Origin of the sequence: Gordonia asplenii (assembly GCF_012933505.1) — a bacterium.
Classification (GTDB): Bacteria; Actinomycetota; Actinomycetes; order Mycobacteriales; family Mycobacteriaceae; genus Gordonia; species Gordonia asplenii.
In genome coordinates this window covers 501,438-516,581 of sequence record NZ_JABBNB010000001.1, presented here as the reverse complement: position 1 = coordinate 516,581, position 15,144 = coordinate 501,438, and the positions used below count along the sequence as shown (strand labels likewise).

The window sequence follows — 15,144 nt, the reverse complement described above, 5'->3', positions numbered from 1 at the left end:
TTCTCACGGCGCCTCCTCGTTGTGGTGCAAGTCTCGCGACGCACCATACCTAACGAACGATATATAGGTCAAAGTCGGAGACGTCGTTCCCCGGGTGAGCAGAAGGGGCTTGACAGCCGCGGCACATTGAGTAACCTAACGAACGTTATATACACACGCTGATGTGACGAGGCCTCGATGCATACTTTCCCGAAAACTACCGCACTTCCCTTGCATGGCCTGCGCGTGCTGACAGTCGTCGACGAGCTCCTCCCCTCGCTGGGCAAGATTCTCGCCGACCTGGGGGCCATGGTCGACGTGATCGCCGATCCCGACGTCGTTGTCGGCGATGAGGTCGCGTATTCCATTGACAGCCGGGGCAAGCGAATGCTCGACACCGGTGACCGCCCGTTGGGTGAGATCATCGAAGCTGCGCTGCCTATCACGGACGTCCTGCTGTGCGGTCCGCGCATCCGAGGAATCTCCCACTCGGACATCGTCGCCGCGCACCCCGAGCTGCTGGTCGCGGTCATCTCGGATTTCGGCCTCACCGGAGTGCGGCGTGACTGGGTGGGCACCGAAGCCGTCTACCAGGCGTTGGGCGGAACGCTGGCACGCTCGGGCGAGCCGGGCCGTCCGCCACTGCTGCCGCCGGGCGAACTCTTCCGGCTCGGCGCCGCTGAGGCTATCGCCGTCTCCATCGTGGGTGCGATGTTCAGCAGCCTGCGGGGCCCGAACCGGCTCGGCGGAATTCTCGACTGCTCGATTTTCGAGGCCGGGATGACGTGCCTGGACCCCGCCCAGGGAATGACGGGTTCGGGTACACCGGATTTCGTCCCCGATCTGGGCCGACCTGCCGCCGGCGACATCTATCCGGTGTTCTCCGTGCGCGACGGATATGTGCGTGTCTGTGTACTGTCTCTAGCGCAGTGGGAGTCGATGCTGGACTGGATGGGTCGACCGACGCACCTGTGTGGAGACGAACTCAAGACCAATCCCGGCCGGTACGCGCGTGCTCATCTGGTCGTCCCGGCGTTGGGCGACTTCTTCTCCTCGATGACGGTTGCCGAGATGGTGGCCGAGTGTGTGGCGCGGCGCATTCCCGCCGCTGAAGTGCTGTCGGTATCCGATGTGCTCACCGAGCCGCATTTTCGTGAGATCGGCATCTTCGTCGACGACGCCTGCTCCGACGGTGTACGGCGAACCTTCCCCGAAGGGATGGTTCACGTGGACGGCACACGATGCGCGGCTCGCACGCAGCCGCCGACCGAGCCCCGGATCGTCCCCGCGGGCCACAAGCGGCCGACCGGCGGTCCGCTTGCCGGGGTAACCGTGTTGGACCTCGGTGTCATCGTCGCCGGGGCGCAGACCGGGCAACTTCTCGCCGAACTCGGCGCCCGGGTCATCCGCATCGAGAACACCGCCTTCCCCGACGGTATGCGCCGCTCGTTCGAATCCCTGACTCCCGCGCTGGCCCGCGGACATATGGGCAAGGAGAATCTGGGCCTGAACTTGCGATCCGCCGAGGGCCTCGCCATATTTCGGGAACTAGTGGCTCACGCCGACGTCGTATGTTCGAACTTCAAGCCCGGCACCGCCGAGAAGCTCGGAATCGGCCACGATGACCTCGCCGCGATCAACCCCGAGATCATCACCGTCGAGTCGAGTGCATTCGGCGCCATCGGTCCGCGACGCCACTCCATGGGCTACGGCCCGCTGGTGAGGGCGCTGACCGGATTGTCGTGGTTGTGGCGCGAGAACGCAGATGCGTCCTATTTCAGCGACGGAATAACCATCTACCCCGATCATCTCGCCGCGCGCGTCTCCGCCGTGGCTGTCGCGGCGTGCCTGCTCAACCGTTTGCGCACCGGACGGGGCGCGCATATCAGCCTCGCACAGAGCGACATCGGCCTGATCCACCTCGCTCCCTATCTCGCTCGCGAGTCCGAGGCACCCGGAAGTGTACAACCACCCGGCTCCGCGCCCGGCGCGTTGTTGTCGCAGCAAGTCTTCGCCACACGCGGCCCCGAGCGGTGGTGCGTCATCGATCCGCGTACTCCAGAACAGCTCGACCGGGTATACGTCGTCCTCGGCACAGCCTCACGCGACACTGCGGCGATCGCCGATGCCGTCGCCGACCGGGACGGCGCCGAAGTAGCCGAAGCGCTTCAGGCGGCAGGTGTACCCGCGGCGCCCATGTTGTCGCCGGGAGATCTTCCCGATGACGCAGGTCTGAGCTCCCGCGACTTCTACACGACCACGTCGGTGTCGGGCACCGAGCAGATCGTGCCGGTCGAGCGGGCGGTGTTGATCGTCGACGGCCGTCGGGCGCCGACCCTCGGTCCGGCTCCCGCGTTCGGCGAACACACGTGGTCGATCCTGCGGGAACTCGGCTACGACAGTCCCCAGATCGCGTCGCTCCTCGAGCGAGGAGCAGTCGAGGAATCCGACCTCGCGGCGAAACTGCGTCGCGCTGCAACGAACCACGCGACAGAGAACCACCCCACGGAGAACCACGCCACAGAGAAAGTAGCCAAAGCATGACCACCGACGATGCCGATGCCATCGTGCGCTATCAGGTAGCCGACCATATCGCCACCATCACCATGAACCGTCCCGAGGCGATGAACGCGGTCAACGCGGATCTCGCGAACGGGATCGGTGACGCGCTCGAGGCCGCGGCACATGATCGCGACGTACGAGTCGTCGTACTCACCGGAGTCGGCCGCGCATTCTGTGCGGGCGCCGACCTCAAGGCCGTCGCCGCTGGCGAGAACGTGTTCCCCGACCGCGCCGAGTGGGGTTTCGGTGGCCTCATGACGCACTGGATCGACAAACCGATCATCGCCGCCGTCAACGGTTTCGCGGTCGGTGGCGGCACGGAGATGCTACTGGCCGTCGACCTCGCCGTCGCCAGCGACGAGGCGAAATTCGGGCTGCCCGAGGTCAAACGCGGCCTCATCGCCGCGGGCGGCGGTGTCGTCCGCCTACAACGCCAAGTGGCACTGAAGCAGGCGCTCGAGATCGCCCTCGTCGGCGACACCTTCGACGCACACACCGCCCGCGACGTCGGCCTGATCAACCGCGTCGCTCCGGCGGACCAACTGATGAACGCCGCATACGAGTTGGCCGGAAAGATCGCCGCGAACGCCCCCTTGTCAGTGCAGCACACCAAACGCGCGATCTATGAAGCAAGCGCAGCGGGCTCGGACTGGTCCATGGCCTGGACGGACAATCCGTGGAGTGTGAGCAAGAAGGCACGTGACATCGTGTTCGCCAGCAGTGATGCGAAGGAGGGGCCACGCGCGTTCGCCGAGAAGCGCGCACCCCGGTGGGAGGGACGATGAACGCCGCGATCGTCGGGCTCGGCATGACCGAGCTGGGTAAAGTGTTCGGCCGATCCGCCGCCGAACTCACCGTCGAGGCCATCACCCGCGCCGTCGCCGACGCCGGACTCACGATGGGCGACGTCGACGGGGTACTGATGAGTGCTGGCCTGGGCGAAGAGCTCGCCCCGCACTTGGTCGCCGAGCTGGGGATCAGCACACTCGGCCTACTGGCGGTGACCTCGACGTTCGGCGCCGGCGCGGGCGCGATGATCGCCCAAGCATGCCGTGCGATAGCCGACGGTTCGGCCACCACCGTGGTGTGCTCGTTCGCCGACGTTCCGATGAAGGAGAAGACTGCGACCACCTGGTCGGCACCGATGACCAATGCCGGCTATCGCGGGTGGACCATCGCCACCGGCGCGACGACCCCGAACGTCCAGTATGCTCTCGCCGCGCGCCGACACATGGAGCGCTACGGAACGACCACCGAGCAACTCGCCGAAATCGCCGTCGCCCAGCGCGCGTGGGCCGCCGGCAACCCGCTGGCCCGCTTCCGCGAACCGATCACGATAGCCGACCACCAGGCCTCACCGATGATCGCCGATCCGCTGCATCGACTCGACTGCTGTCTGGTCACCAATGGGGCGATCGCGGTGGTGGTGACGTCGGCCGATCGGGCCGCCGACCTACCTCATCCGGCCGTCCACATCTGGGGGTACGGCGAGGGACACCGACCGCGGGTGCTGCACCGCGACTCCACCTGGGGCATCGAGACCGGTGCCGTGGAGTCGGGCCGGCGGGCACTGGCACGAGCGGGGGTGACCACCGCCGATATCGACGTCGTAGAACTGTACGACTGCTACACCTACACCGTCCTGGTGAGCCTGGAAGACTACGGATTCTGCGCCAAAGGCGAGGGCGGCGACTTCGTGTCCGACGGCGCGCTCGCCCCCGGCGGACGCCTGTCGGTCAACACCGGCGGCGGGCAACTCTCCAGCTACTACATGTGGGGCTTCACCCCCCTCAGCGAGGCGATCATCCAACTGCGCGGCGACGGCGGTTCCCGCCAAGCACCCAACTCGGACCTCGCTCTCGTCAGCGGCAACGGCGGAATTCTGGAGTACCACTCGACCACCATCCTGGGACGATCGGAGAAGCCCGCATGAGCGAGACACGAGTACCAGTGCCCAAACTCGACCGCACCGCCGACAGTGCCGATTTCTTCGACTTCGCCGCACGCGGTGAACTGTTGCTGCGGCGCTGTCACACCTGCGGCGCCATCCGCGGTCCGCAGGCAGCCCTGTGCTCGGTCTGCCACAGCGCGGCGCACGACGCCATAGCCGCAGCCGGAACCGGGACGCTGGTCTCCTGGTCGCTGGTGCACCGCTCCCCTGTTCCATTCATTCCAGCGCCGTACCTGGCCGCCATCGTCGAACTCGACGAGGGCCCATGGGTGCTCACCCGGCTACTCACCACGACGCACAGAGATTCGCTGCACGTGGGCGACCCGATCGTGATCACCGTGATCGACGGCGTCGACGGCGGCGAGAACGTCGTCCTGGCCCGAACCGAACCCGAGAACACCAGAGGACGATCATGACCGACACTGTGGTGCGGCTCGACGAAGCCGACCTCGCCGAACTCACCGCTACTGTCGCCGCCTATTGCCGCGAACGCTTCCCCGACCCCATCGAGTCGAAACCCGGGCACCGCCGCGACCCCGACGTCGTACGGCAGAACTGGCATCGTATGGCGGCCGAACTCGGCATCGGGGCCCTGCTGATCCCCGACGACCTGGGCGGCGCAGACGCCACCCTGGCCGAGGCGACCCGAGTCGCCGAGACGCTCTCCGCCGAACTCGCGCCGGTACCGTTCCTCACGACCGCCGTGTTCGCGCCGGTCCTGCTCGCCGGCCTCGCCCGATCAGACGCCGACGGCGCCGATGACGCCCGCGAACTCCTCGGCGAACTGGCGAAGGGCACGACCATCGCGACGGTCGCGTTCCTCTCCGACCACGGCGACGTTCGGACCGATTCCCTCCTCGACGCCGACGGGACCGCAACCGGCAGCTTCGGCTACGTTCTCGACGCCGACGTCGCCGATGTCGTCCTGCTCGTCGGGTCCGACGGTGCGGAGATCGCGCTGGCCCGCGGCACGGACCTGTCGGTGACCCCGCGAACGCCATTCGACCTCACCCGTGGACTCGCCGACGTGACCGCGCACACCGCGCCGGTGCGCATTCTTGCCGCGGGCACCGGACAGGCGGCGTTCGCCGAAGCGTTGGCCGCAGCACGCCTCGCGCTCGCCGCAGACAGCAGTGGCGGTGCCGTCGCCGCGCTCGACGACGCCACCGGTTATGCCCGCGAGCGAATCCAGTTCGGACGGCCGGTCGGCAGCTTCCAGGCGCTCAAGCACATCCTGGCCGACCGCTTCGTCGACGCCGAACTCGCCCTGTCGGTATCTCGCCTCGCGGTCGACGCGGCCGTCGACGGCGTCGACTCGGCCGCCGAGCGGCTGGCCTTGGCACGGTTCTTCTGCGCTGACCGATTCGTCGCGGTGGCCGCCGACAACATCCAGATCCACGGCGGCATGGGATTCACCGCCGAATGCCGCGCACACCTGTACCGACGCCGCGCCGCAACGAACCGCAACCTGTTCGGCAGCGCCGCGATCGCCAAGCGCGACTACACCGACCTCATCACCAATCGGGAGGAGAATCGATGACCACCACCGACCTGCGCGCCGAGGTATCCGCCTGGCTGGCTGCCAACCCCGTCGGCGACGACACGATCGCGTTCCGCTCCAAAGCCCTCGACGCCGGCTGGCTCGTGCCGACGTGGGAACCCGAGTCATACGGAAAGGGCCTCACTACCGAGGAAGCCGCAATCGTCGGCGCCGAGTTCGAGCGCGTCGGCGCCCCCGGCCGTGCCGACCTGACCAACCTGCACGCACGTGTCCTGCGGCAGATGGGCACCGCCACCCTGCGGTCACGCTACCTGCGCCCGCTGCTTTCCGGCGAGATCCAGGGGTGTCTGCTCTACAGTGAACCCGCCGCCGGCTCCGACCTCGCCAGCCTGCGAACCTCCGCGGTTCGGGAGGGTGACCGCTGGCGGATCAACGGACAGAAGGTGTGGACGTCGGGCGCCCGCCGGGCCGCCTTCGGGCTGCTGGCCGCACGCACCGATCCGACGGCGCCCAAACATGCGGGCATCACATTCTTCGTGATTCCCATGGATCAGCCTGGCATCGATGTGCGGCCGATCATGCAGATCACCGGCGACGAACACTTCAACGAGGTCTTCCTGACCGATGCCTTCGTCGACGACGACAACCGCCTCGGTGACGTCAACGGCGGCTGGGCCGCGCTGATGTCGGCCCTGGGCCTGGAACGATCGGTGATGGGCGGTCGGGCATCGGGATCACGCGTCAAAGACGACGAACGGTATGTCGGTACCGCCGACGATCTGGTAGCACTCGCAGAACGTCACGGCGCCCTGAACGACCCACTGATTCGGGACCGCATCGCCGACGCCTACGCGCAACGCACCGCGGTAGCACTCAACCAGCTTCGCTACGCGAACGCGGGAAAGGCCAAGGACCCGGCCGCGATGTCGATGAGCAAACTCGCCATGTCACGGCTGCTGCACGCCACCGCCGCGCTACGCACCGACATCGTCGGAATCGCCGGCCTCATCGACGAGCGGTCGGCCGCGACCGAACCGCCGTCCGACGCCGAGATCGCGAACTTCCTCACCCTCGATGCCTACTTCACCTCGATCGGCGGTGGGACGGACCAGATTCAGCGGAACATCATCAGCGAGCGGATCCTGCGAATGCCCAAAGAGCCTGACCCGTCCAAATCCATCCCGTTCAATCAGATCCCGAGCTAGGTGTAGCCAGTGTCTGAGTGGCGAGGCCACGTTATTGCGGGTATCTTTCAGTTCACCAGACGTGTTTAACGAACGATAGATAGCAGGCGAAGCAATGACCGACACTGTCATGATGGGAGACGTGGCGTCGGCGGAAGGCGATGATCTCCACCTGTCGCCTATCCTGTCCGCGGCGCTCGTGGAGCTTCGTGAGAACGGGTATCACGGGACGTCGGTGCGCAAAATCGTCACACGCGCGGGACTGACCCTGCCCTCCTTGTACTACCACTATGGAAACAAGGAGGGCGTGCTCGTCGCGCTTCTCAACATCGCCATGGACGACCTTCTGAACAAACTGCGGAAGGTCTTAGACGATCCCAGCTCCAAAGATCCGGTCGTCAGGTTGCGTTGGATCGTCCGTTCCACGGTTCTGCACGTCACTCAGCGGCAGGACCTCGCCTCGTTGCATCGCGAGTTCCGTTTTCTCGAACGCGCCGCCGTCGCCCCGTACCTTGAGCGTCGACATGAAGTGGACGACATGCTCGTGGAGGTCTTGAACGACGGCAATCGGACCGGGCAGTTCCACATCACCGACATGGAGTACACAAAACTCGCCGTCCTCGGTATGGCCCAAGGCATCGCCGACTGGTACCGCCCGAACGGCGCGGACTCACCATCGACTATCGCCGACCGCTACGAAGCACTTACCTTGCGGCTCGTCGGCGCCGACCCCACGGACTGATTCTCTCCGCGGCCCACGTCGTCTCACGCCACTGAGTGCACACCGAATACCGGTGAAGCGTCTGCTTCACCGGTATTTTCGATTCTGACCTGCACCTTTCATTCTTACTCGGCAGTAGTGTCGCAGTCTTCTAGCTATATAGCGAACGTTAGGTATATAGTACTTCCATACCTCGAATCCTCGTGATTCCAACCTCCTCATTCAGAGCGGGGCATCCTTGGGTTCAGTCGAATATATCGATCGTTAGATACAGCCGATGGCGGTAGGGAGCGAAAGTGGCGGAAGTGAATGTCTGAAACCGCGAGCGACGACGGAGCGGTCGACAAGCTCCGACGCGAGATCGGCCGCAATCTGCTGCGCGCTCGCAACGGCATCAAGCTGGTGGCCGGCTTGTCGAACCCGCGGGTCGGCCTGTCCCCACGTGACCTGATTCTGCGGGACGGCCGTACCCGGCTGTATCGCTACCGCAGTGACCAACGCGCCTACCGGCCGGCGATCTTGCTCGTGTACAGCCTGGTCACCAAGCCCTACATCCTGGATCTCCGGCCGGGAAACAGCTTCATCGAGAAGCTGATTCAGTCCGGGTTCGACGTTTATCTGCTCGACTGGGGGACGCCCGACGAACGCGATTCCCACCTCGGCCTCGAATATCACGTCGATCACGCCCTCCCGGAGGCCGTAGACGCTGTGCGACGTACGTCTGGCGACGATCAGGTCAACCTTGTCGGATACTGCTTCGGCGGCGATTTGGCGCTGATGTACGCGGCCCGTGAACGCCGGGCGGTACTGCGCAGCCTCACCGTGGTCGCGTGCCCCGTCGATCTGACCGAACTCGGCGTCCTCACCACCGTGTTCAACTCAACCGACGATCTGGCAGACGTCCTCGACGACGACGGCAACGTTCCGGCCGACGTCATCTTCGCGGCGTTCCGGGCGATCGCACCCACCTCTGAAGTCACCGGCTACGTCAACCTCGTACAGCAACTGTGGAGTGACGACTATGTCGAAGCGCACCAAGCGATGATGGGCTGGGCCAGCGGCCACGTCGCCTTTCCGGGCGCTGCGGCGCGGCAGATGCGACGGATCCTCGACGAGAACGCCCTCGTCGACGGGACACTCGTCATCGGCGGCACACCGGTCGACTTCTCCCAGATCACCGTGCCATTCCTCGCCGTACTCGGCGCATCGGACCACATCGTGCCCGCATCCGCCGCCGCACCCGTGATGGACCTCGTCGGTTCGACCGACAAAGAACTTCACACGCTGCCCGGCGGCCACGCCGGTCTGTTCGTCGGGCGTACGGCAGCACAGCAGACCCTGCCCACCCTCATCGAATTCTTCCGCACCCGCAGTGAGGCAACGCCATGACCATCAGAAAGCTCGACCACGACGACTCCGATCAGCTGGTCGCACTCTTCCGCGAACTATCCGATCACGATCTGACCATGATGCGCGGGGACCTTTACGATCTCGACGCCGCCGCTCGCCTATGCGACGACCCGCAACTGCGCTGGGTTGCCGTCAGCGACGACGGTGACGTCACCGGATACGCCTGCGTCGATCGACTGCCCGGGTGGTCCTCACATGTCGGCGAACTGAGGATCGTGGTCGCGCACGACGCTCGCCGGCTCGGAATCGGCCGCCTCTTGGCGCAAGCCGCCGTGACCGGGGCACTCGCCACGGGTGTCGACAAACTCGTCATCGAACTCGACGCCGAAGCCGACGGTCCCATCGGAACGTTCCTCGGCCTGGGTTTCACCGGGGAGGCACTGCTGCGCGACCAGATCCGCGACCGCTCGGGCCACCTGCACGACATCGTCACCCTCGCGTTGCACGCGAACACCGCCGCCGCCACCGCGCAAGTCGCCGGCCTTCCCACAACCTTTCACTGACAACCCGACGACAACCGGAGTATCCGATGCTCACATTCGACCCTCTCATCGAACAGTCAGGCACCCGCGCGCCCTCGCCCGTTCTGACCGGCCTCGAACAGCCACGTGCCCTAGTCAGCATGATCTCCGGGGCATGGTCCCGCCGCTCCCCGACCACCACCCACCCGGGCGGCGGCACACCAGTCCTCACCATCCCCGGCTTCGGAACGTCTGACCTGCACCTCTCAGTTCTCCGCCGCTACCTTCAACGGCTCGGCTACCAGCCATACCGCTGGAACCAAGGCGTCAACGTCGGGCCCACGCGGCACGCGATGACCGGACTCCGCGACCGCCTCAACCAGATCGCATCCGACCATCAGGGTCCCGTGGCGCTGGTCGGCTGGAGCCTCGGTGGAGTCTTCGCCCGCGAACTCGCCCGCGAACAAACCGACCATGTCCGCCACGTGATAACGCTCGCCAGCCCCATCCGGCTTGAACACCACGATCAGAGCCGAGCCCGCATCGCCTACCGGGCTGTGAGTGCCTGGCACGAGCGTGCGCTCGACCTCCCGTTGGAGGCCGACGCGCCGGCACTACCTGTGCCCAGTACCGCACTGTACAGCCGCACCGACGGGATCGTGGCGTGGCGCACCTGCATGGACGTGCCCAGCCCCACCGCCGAGAACATCGAGGTGAACTGCGCTCACTTCTCCTTCCCCGTCGACTCGCAGGTCCTCGCAATCGCCGCGGACCGCCTGCGCATCCACTAGCCCGCGCAATCGCCATCACCGACTCCAGAACACCGAAGTGATTCGGTGCGCCAATCCAAGGAACCAGAAGACATGAATTCAGTCGTCGAAACCACCTCACCTCCCCGAAACGACCAGCGTACGAAGGCATGGGCACTCACCGGGATGCTCGTGGTGATGTACATCTTCAATTACGCGGACAAGGCCGTCTTCGGCATCATCGCCAAGCCTCTGCGCCAGGAGTTGGGCCTGAGCCCGGCCCAGATCGGACTGGTGGGCAGCCTGTTCTTCGCCGCATTCACCGTCGGCGGATTCTTCGCCGGCGCGATCAACCGGTGGCTCACCCTCAAATGGGGTCTGATGGCGCTGGCACTGTGCTGGTCGGCAGCCATGCTGCCGATGCTCGTCACAGCATCGCTCGCGGTCCTGATCGTCAGCCGGATGTTCCTCGGCGCCACCGAGGGACCCAGTTCAGCTTTGCTTCACACCGCCGCATACTCATGGCATAAGCCGCAAGACCGGGGACTCCCGGGAGCGCTACTGGCCGGTGCCGCCGCGATAGCCAAGATCGCCTTCGCGCCCGCACTCACGTACGTCGTCGTGCACCACGGCTGGCGTGCCTCACTCATGGTGCTCGCGGTATGCACCCTGGTGTGGGCCGTCGCGTGGATCAACGTGTGGAGCCCGGGACCCTACGTGTCGCAGACCAAGCACGCCTCACCAACCGATGAACCGCGGGTGCCGTGGCGCACGATCCTGCTGTCGAAGACCTTCCTCATCGGCGCGCTCGTCGTCGCCGCCGGCTACGCACTGGTCACCGTCGTGCTCACCTGGCTGCCCTCCTACTTCGAAGAAGGCCTCGGATACTCCCAACTCACCGCCGGCGCGATGTTCGCCCTACCCAGCATCTTCGGGCTGATCGTCCTCCTGATCTCGTCGGTGGTCAGTGACCGAGCAATGAAACGCGGCTCATCAGCACGAGCAGTCCGAATCATTCTGCCCAGTGCCGGACTGATCCTCTGCGCGATCGCCCTCGTCGCGATTCCATACGTTCACACACCGATAGTGTCAGTGCTACTGCTGTCGATCGGATACGGATTCGTCACCGCAATCTTTCCGCTGTTCAACGCCGCAGTCGCAGACCTGTGCCCACCGAGTCAAGTCGCCGGAACCGTCGGAACATTCCTCGCTCTCATGGCGGTCGGCGGCCTCATCGCACCCTATATGACCGGAGTGCTCGTCGAACAACACGCCGATAAAGCCGACGGATATGCCGCCGCATTTCAGGCAATCGGAATCGTCGCGGGAATCAGCGCCGTACTGGCAATCCTATTCGTCAATCCTGACCGAGACAGCGCTCAAATTCGGAACGACGCATGAACGACTCATCCTCCAAGAGCCCACACCAGAACAGGCTCCGCAGCCTCTACAACCAGGTGGAGACGGCCGTCGCACCCAAAGCCGACGCAATCGTGGCCTCCGCCGACTTCCTCACCACGGTGAATACCGTCATTAGGTTGCGTCGCACCATAGGCAGCGTGATCGCCAACGCCGAAGCAGGACTCCTTCACCTCGCCAATATCCCTTCAGCCACCGATATTCGCCGGCTCCACCGCCAAATCGGAGCATTGGACTACGAAATACGCCTACTTCGATTGGCAACAACCCATCCCGATCCCGGGCCGACCGAAACCGAGAACTCGAAATGACCGGCATCCTCGATAGATTCATGCTCACCGGGCGCACAGCCGTCGTGACCGGCGCATCAAGCGGCCTCGGAGTGGGATTCGCCCGCGCACTCGCCGAAGCCGGCGCCGACGTCGTAATCGCCGCTCGCCGCTGCGCGATGCTGGAGGACACTAAGGCGCTCGTCGAACGGACAGGCCGCCGCTGCGTGACGGCGACCTGCGATGTCACTGACCCGGCAGCCTGCGACCGAGTAGCCCGGGCCGCGATCGACGAGTTCGGTCACCTCGACATTCTGGTCAACAACGCCGGACTCGGCACCGTGATGCCCGCGCTGCGTGAGACACCGACTGATTTCGCCCGCGTGATGGACGTCAACGTCAACGGCAGTTTTCACATGGCCCAATCCTGCGCCCGGGTCATGAACCCCGGCGGCTCGATCATCAACATCGCCAGCGTCCTCGGGCTCACCAGCTTCCTCATGCCCCAAGCCGCCTACTCAGCCAGCAAATCAGCAGTCATCGGACTCACCCGCGACTTGGCGCAACAATGGACACCTCGCAAAGGAATACGCGTAAATGCGCTCGCGCCAGGGTTTTTCGCATCCGAAATGACCGCGGAACTAAGCTCCGACGCTCTGGATCGCTACGTCATACCCCGAACCCTCTTCGGACGCCTCGGCGACGGACCGGAGCTCGATTCGGCGCTGGTCTTCTTGGCCAGTGACGCGAGCAGCTACATGTCCGGTATCACCCTACCCGTCGACGGCGGTGCACTCGTCAGTTGAGATGAAAAATAGGGCGCAATTACGAACAAGTGCCCGCAACATTCACCGAGACAGCGCGACATCACCAATAATTGACAACTAGCTCACCGGGTGCTCGAAACCTCGAACATCCTCATCACAAAGGAGTAGAAATGGTATTTTCCGAAGAACACGAAGCCTTCCGCGCATCTATCCGCGGGTTCGTCGACCGCGACATCAATCCCTACGTCGACCAGTGGGAAGAAGCCGGGATCTTTCCCGCGCACGAACTGTTCAAGAAAGCCGGCGACATCGGAATCCTGGGCATCGAATACGACGAAGAGTACGGCGGGATGGGCGCCGACCACACCTTCGCGATGATCGCTCAAGAAGAATTCGGCCGAGTCCACGCCGGCGGCATCCCGATGGCCCTCGGCGTGCAGATGATGATGGCGACCCCCGCCCTGCACCGCTTCGGAACCCACGAACTCAAGGAGAAGTATCTGCGACCGGCCATCGCCGGCGACATGGTCACCGCGATCGCGGTCACCGAACCCGACGCCGGATCCGACGTCGCCGCCCTGCGCACCAAAGCCGTCCGCGACGGAGACGACTGGGTCATCAACGGCTCGAAGATGTTCATCACCAACGGCACCCAGGCGGACTGGATGTGCCTGCTCGCACGCACCTCCGCCGAGGGCGGCCACCGCGGAATGTCCCAGATCATCGTCGAACGCGACACCCCCGGAGTGGTCATCGGCAAGAAACTCGACAAACTCGGCTGCCGCTGCTCAGACACCGCTCTACTGTTCTTCAACGACGTCCGCGTACCGGTATCGAACACCATCGGCGAGATCGGACGCGGCTTTCAGCAACAGATGAGCCAATTCATCGTCGAACGCATGAGCGGCGCATACAGCAAGCTGAAGAAGATCGAATGGGCCCTGGAACAGACCCGCGACTACATGCGCGATCGCATCGTCCGCGGCGAGCCACTGATCTCCAACCAGTACGCGGCGTTCCAACTCGCCGAACTCTCCGGCCGCCTCGACATGCTGCGCACCTACTGCTACGCCATGGCGGAGAAGTACTCGCGCGGCGAAGACACCACACGAGAGGCGACCATCGCCAAACTGATGGGCAGCCGACTCTGCCGCGACACCGCCCACTGGGTACTGCAATTCCACGGCGGCACCGGCTACATCGAGGAATCGTGGGTACCTCGCTTCGTGCGCGACATCCGCCTGGCGGGAATCGGCGGCGGCGCCGACGAGGTGATGCTGCAAGTCTTGGCGAAGATCGACGGATTCACCCCCGCCTAGGACATCACCATGGCCGACATCAGCGCACTGGTCGACGACCTGCAAACAGAACACGACGAACTCGACAAGCTGCTCACACCGCTCAGCGACCAGCAGTGGGACCTCGACACACCCGCCGACGGATGGCGGATCCGAGACCAGGTCGCGCATCTGGCTTTCTTCGACGGTGCGATGACGCAGTCGATCACTGACGCTCCGGCATTCCTGGCCACGCTGGCGATCCGCCGCGACACACCCGACTACGTCAACGTCGTCGCCGCCCCGCTTGCCGCCCTTCCCGCCGCAACCCTGCTCGACCGGTGGCGGGCAGGATGCACAGCCGTCACCGATGCCATGCGTCACGCGGATCCCGCGACCCGCGTCGCGTGGTACGGTCCGCCGATGAGCCTCGCATCGGCGTGCACGGCGCGGCTGATGGAAACGTGGGCGCACGGTCAAGACATCGTGGACACACTCGGCATCGACCGTCCGGCCACCGACCGCATCCAGCACGTGTTGCATATCGGATACCGCGCCCGAGCGTTCGCCTACCGCAACCGAGGCCTCGACGTCCCCACGCACGACATCCGATTCGAGGTCACCGCCCCCAACGGGACCATCTGGACATACGGGCAGTCGCAGACCGACGTGATCCGCGGGCCCGCCCTCGATCTGGCACTCGTCCTCACCCAACGCCGGCACCCCGACGACACCGACCTGACCACTCAGGGTCACTTGGCTGACGAGTTCCTCGCCCTCGCGCAGGCCTACGCGGGCAAGCCCGGCACGGGCCGACGACCCGGCCAGTTCCCACGAGCGAGAGGCTAGCACCACCATGTCCTGGCGGAAATCCCTTGGCCGAAGCATTCGTGA

The 15,144-nt window shown here is 65.0% G+C and carries 15 protein-coding genes; all 15 read left to right on the top strand.

The window, feature by feature from the left end:
* Positions 1-177 precede the first annotated feature (177 nt).
* The 15 genes from HH308_RS02370 (at position 178) to HH308_RS02300 (ending at position 15,099) form a co-directional block, all read left to right on the top strand.
* Positions 178-2,523 (top strand): CaiB/BaiF CoA-transferase family protein, encoded by a 2,346-nt coding sequence (locus tag HH308_RS02370; protein ID WP_170192516.1) that lies wholly within the window; start codon positions 178-180, stop codon positions 2,521-2,523.
* Positions 2,520-3,326, top strand: coding sequence for an enoyl-CoA hydratase-related protein (locus HH308_RS02365; RefSeq protein ID WP_170192515.1), 807 nt, complete (start codon positions 2,520-2,522; stop codon positions 3,324-3,326). The genes HH308_RS02370 and HH308_RS02365 overlap by 4 nt, the downstream gene beginning before the upstream one ends.
* Positions 3,323-4,474, top strand: a complete 1,152-nt coding sequence (locus HH308_RS02360; RefSeq protein ID WP_170192514.1) for a thiolase family protein — start codon at positions 3,323-3,325, stop codon at positions 4,472-4,474. Before HH308_RS02365 ends, HH308_RS02360 begins: the two co-directional genes overlap by 4 nt.
* On the top strand, positions 4,471-4,908 hold the full coding sequence (locus HH308_RS02355; RefSeq protein WP_170192513.1) for a Zn-ribbon domain-containing OB-fold protein: 438 nt from the start codon (positions 4,471-4,473) through the stop codon (positions 4,906-4,908). The genes HH308_RS02360 and HH308_RS02355 overlap by 4 nt, the downstream gene beginning before the upstream one ends.
* Complete coding sequence (locus HH308_RS02350) at positions 4,905-6,032, top strand: acyl-CoA dehydrogenase family protein (protein ID WP_170192512.1); 1,128 nt, start codon at positions 4,905-4,907, stop codon at positions 6,030-6,032. The genes HH308_RS02355 and HH308_RS02350 overlap by 4 nt, the downstream gene beginning before the upstream one ends.
* Positions 6,029-7,198 carry an acyl-CoA dehydrogenase family protein gene (locus tag HH308_RS02345; RefSeq protein WP_170192511.1) on the top strand — a complete coding sequence of 390 codons (1,170 nt, stop codon included), beginning with the start codon at positions 6,029-6,031 and terminating at the stop codon, positions 7,196-7,198. Before HH308_RS02350 ends, HH308_RS02345 begins: the two co-directional genes overlap by 4 nt.
* 94 nt (positions 7,199-7,292) lie before the next feature.
* A complete protein-coding gene (locus HH308_RS02340) occupies positions 7,293-7,919 on the top strand; it encodes a TetR/AcrR family transcriptional regulator (RefSeq protein WP_170192510.1) in 627 nt (208 codons plus the stop codon).
* Positions 7,920-8,207: 288 nt separating this feature from the next.
* Entirely contained in the window at positions 8,208-9,287 is a 1,080-nt protein-coding gene (locus tag HH308_RS02335) for an alpha/beta fold hydrolase (protein WP_170192509.1), read from the top strand.
* Entirely contained in the window at positions 9,284-9,811 is a 528-nt protein-coding gene (locus tag HH308_RS02330; RefSeq protein ID WP_170192508.1) for a GNAT family N-acetyltransferase, read from the top strand. Before HH308_RS02335 ends, HH308_RS02330 begins: the two co-directional genes overlap by 4 nt.
* Positions 9,812-9,837: 26 nt before the next feature.
* Positions 9,838-10,560, top strand: coding sequence for an alpha/beta fold hydrolase (locus HH308_RS02325; protein WP_170192507.1), 723 nt, complete (start codon positions 9,838-9,840; stop codon positions 10,558-10,560).
* Between the two features lie 72 nt (positions 10,561-10,632).
* Positions 10,633-11,919: an MFS transporter gene (locus HH308_RS02320; protein ID WP_170192506.1), complete on the top strand. Its 1,287-nt coding sequence runs from the start codon at positions 10,633-10,635 to the stop codon at positions 11,917-11,919.
* Entirely contained in the window at positions 11,916-12,248 is a 333-nt protein-coding gene (locus HH308_RS02315) for a hypothetical protein (RefSeq protein ID WP_170192505.1), read from the top strand. The genes HH308_RS02320 and HH308_RS02315 overlap by 4 nt, the downstream gene beginning before the upstream one ends.
* Positions 12,245-13,012 (top strand): SDR family NAD(P)-dependent oxidoreductase, encoded by a 768-nt coding sequence (locus HH308_RS02310; RefSeq protein WP_170192504.1) that lies wholly within the window; start codon positions 12,245-12,247, stop codon positions 13,010-13,012. The genes HH308_RS02315 and HH308_RS02310 overlap by 4 nt, the downstream gene beginning before the upstream one ends.
* A 131-nt stretch (positions 13,013-13,143) precedes the next feature.
* Entirely contained in the window at positions 13,144-14,292 is a 1,149-nt protein-coding gene (locus tag HH308_RS02305) for an acyl-CoA dehydrogenase family protein (protein ID WP_170192503.1), read from the top strand.
* Between the two features lie 9 nt (positions 14,293-14,301).
* Positions 14,302-15,099, top strand: coding sequence for a TIGR03084 family metal-binding protein (locus HH308_RS02300; RefSeq protein WP_170192502.1), 798 nt, complete (start codon positions 14,302-14,304; stop codon positions 15,097-15,099).
* Positions 15,100-15,144 lie beyond the last annotated feature (45 nt).

Excerpts from the sequence above, each read along its gene's own strand:
- HH308_RS02370 (WP_170192516.1), top strand. The coding sequence starts at position 178 with ATGCATACTTTCCCGAAAACTACCGCACTTCCCTTGCATGGCCTGCGC.
- HH308_RS02365 (WP_170192515.1), top strand. The coding sequence starts at position 2,520 with ATGACCACCGACGATGCCGATGCCATCGTGCGCTATCAGGTAGCCGAC.
- HH308_RS02360 (WP_170192514.1), top strand. The coding sequence starts at position 3,323 with ATGAACGCCGCGATCGTCGGGCTCGGCATGACCGAGCTGGGTAAAGTG.
- HH308_RS02355 (WP_170192513.1), top strand. The coding sequence starts at position 4,471 with ATGAGCGAGACACGAGTACCAGTGCCCAAACTCGACCGCACCGCCGAC.
- HH308_RS02350 (WP_170192512.1), top strand. The coding sequence starts at position 4,905 with ATGACCGACACTGTGGTGCGGCTCGACGAAGCCGACCTCGCCGAACTC.
- HH308_RS02345 (WP_170192511.1), top strand. The coding sequence starts at position 6,029 with ATGACCACCACCGACCTGCGCGCCGAGGTATCCGCCTGGCTGGCTGCC.
- HH308_RS02340 (WP_170192510.1), top strand. The coding sequence starts at position 7,293 with ATGACCGACACTGTCATGATGGGAGACGTGGCGTCGGCGGAAGGCGAT.
- HH308_RS02335 (WP_170192509.1), top strand. The coding sequence starts at position 8,208 with ATGTCTGAAACCGCGAGCGACGACGGAGCGGTCGACAAGCTCCGACGC.
- HH308_RS02330 (WP_170192508.1), top strand. The coding sequence starts at position 9,284 with ATGACCATCAGAAAGCTCGACCACGACGACTCCGATCAGCTGGTCGCA.
- HH308_RS02325 (WP_170192507.1), top strand. The coding sequence starts at position 9,838 with ATGCTCACATTCGACCCTCTCATCGAACAGTCAGGCACCCGCGCGCCC.
- HH308_RS02320 (WP_170192506.1), top strand. The coding sequence starts at position 10,633 with ATGAATTCAGTCGTCGAAACCACCTCACCTCCCCGAAACGACCAGCGT.
- HH308_RS02315 (WP_170192505.1), top strand. The coding sequence starts at position 11,916 with ATGAACGACTCATCCTCCAAGAGCCCACACCAGAACAGGCTCCGCAGC.
- HH308_RS02310 (WP_170192504.1), top strand. The coding sequence starts at position 12,245 with ATGACCGGCATCCTCGATAGATTCATGCTCACCGGGCGCACAGCCGTC.
- HH308_RS02305 (WP_170192503.1), top strand. The coding sequence starts at position 13,144 with ATGGTATTTTCCGAAGAACACGAAGCCTTCCGCGCATCTATCCGCGGG.
- HH308_RS02300 (WP_170192502.1), top strand. The coding sequence starts at position 14,302 with ATGGCCGACATCAGCGCACTGGTCGACGACCTGCAAACAGAACACGAC.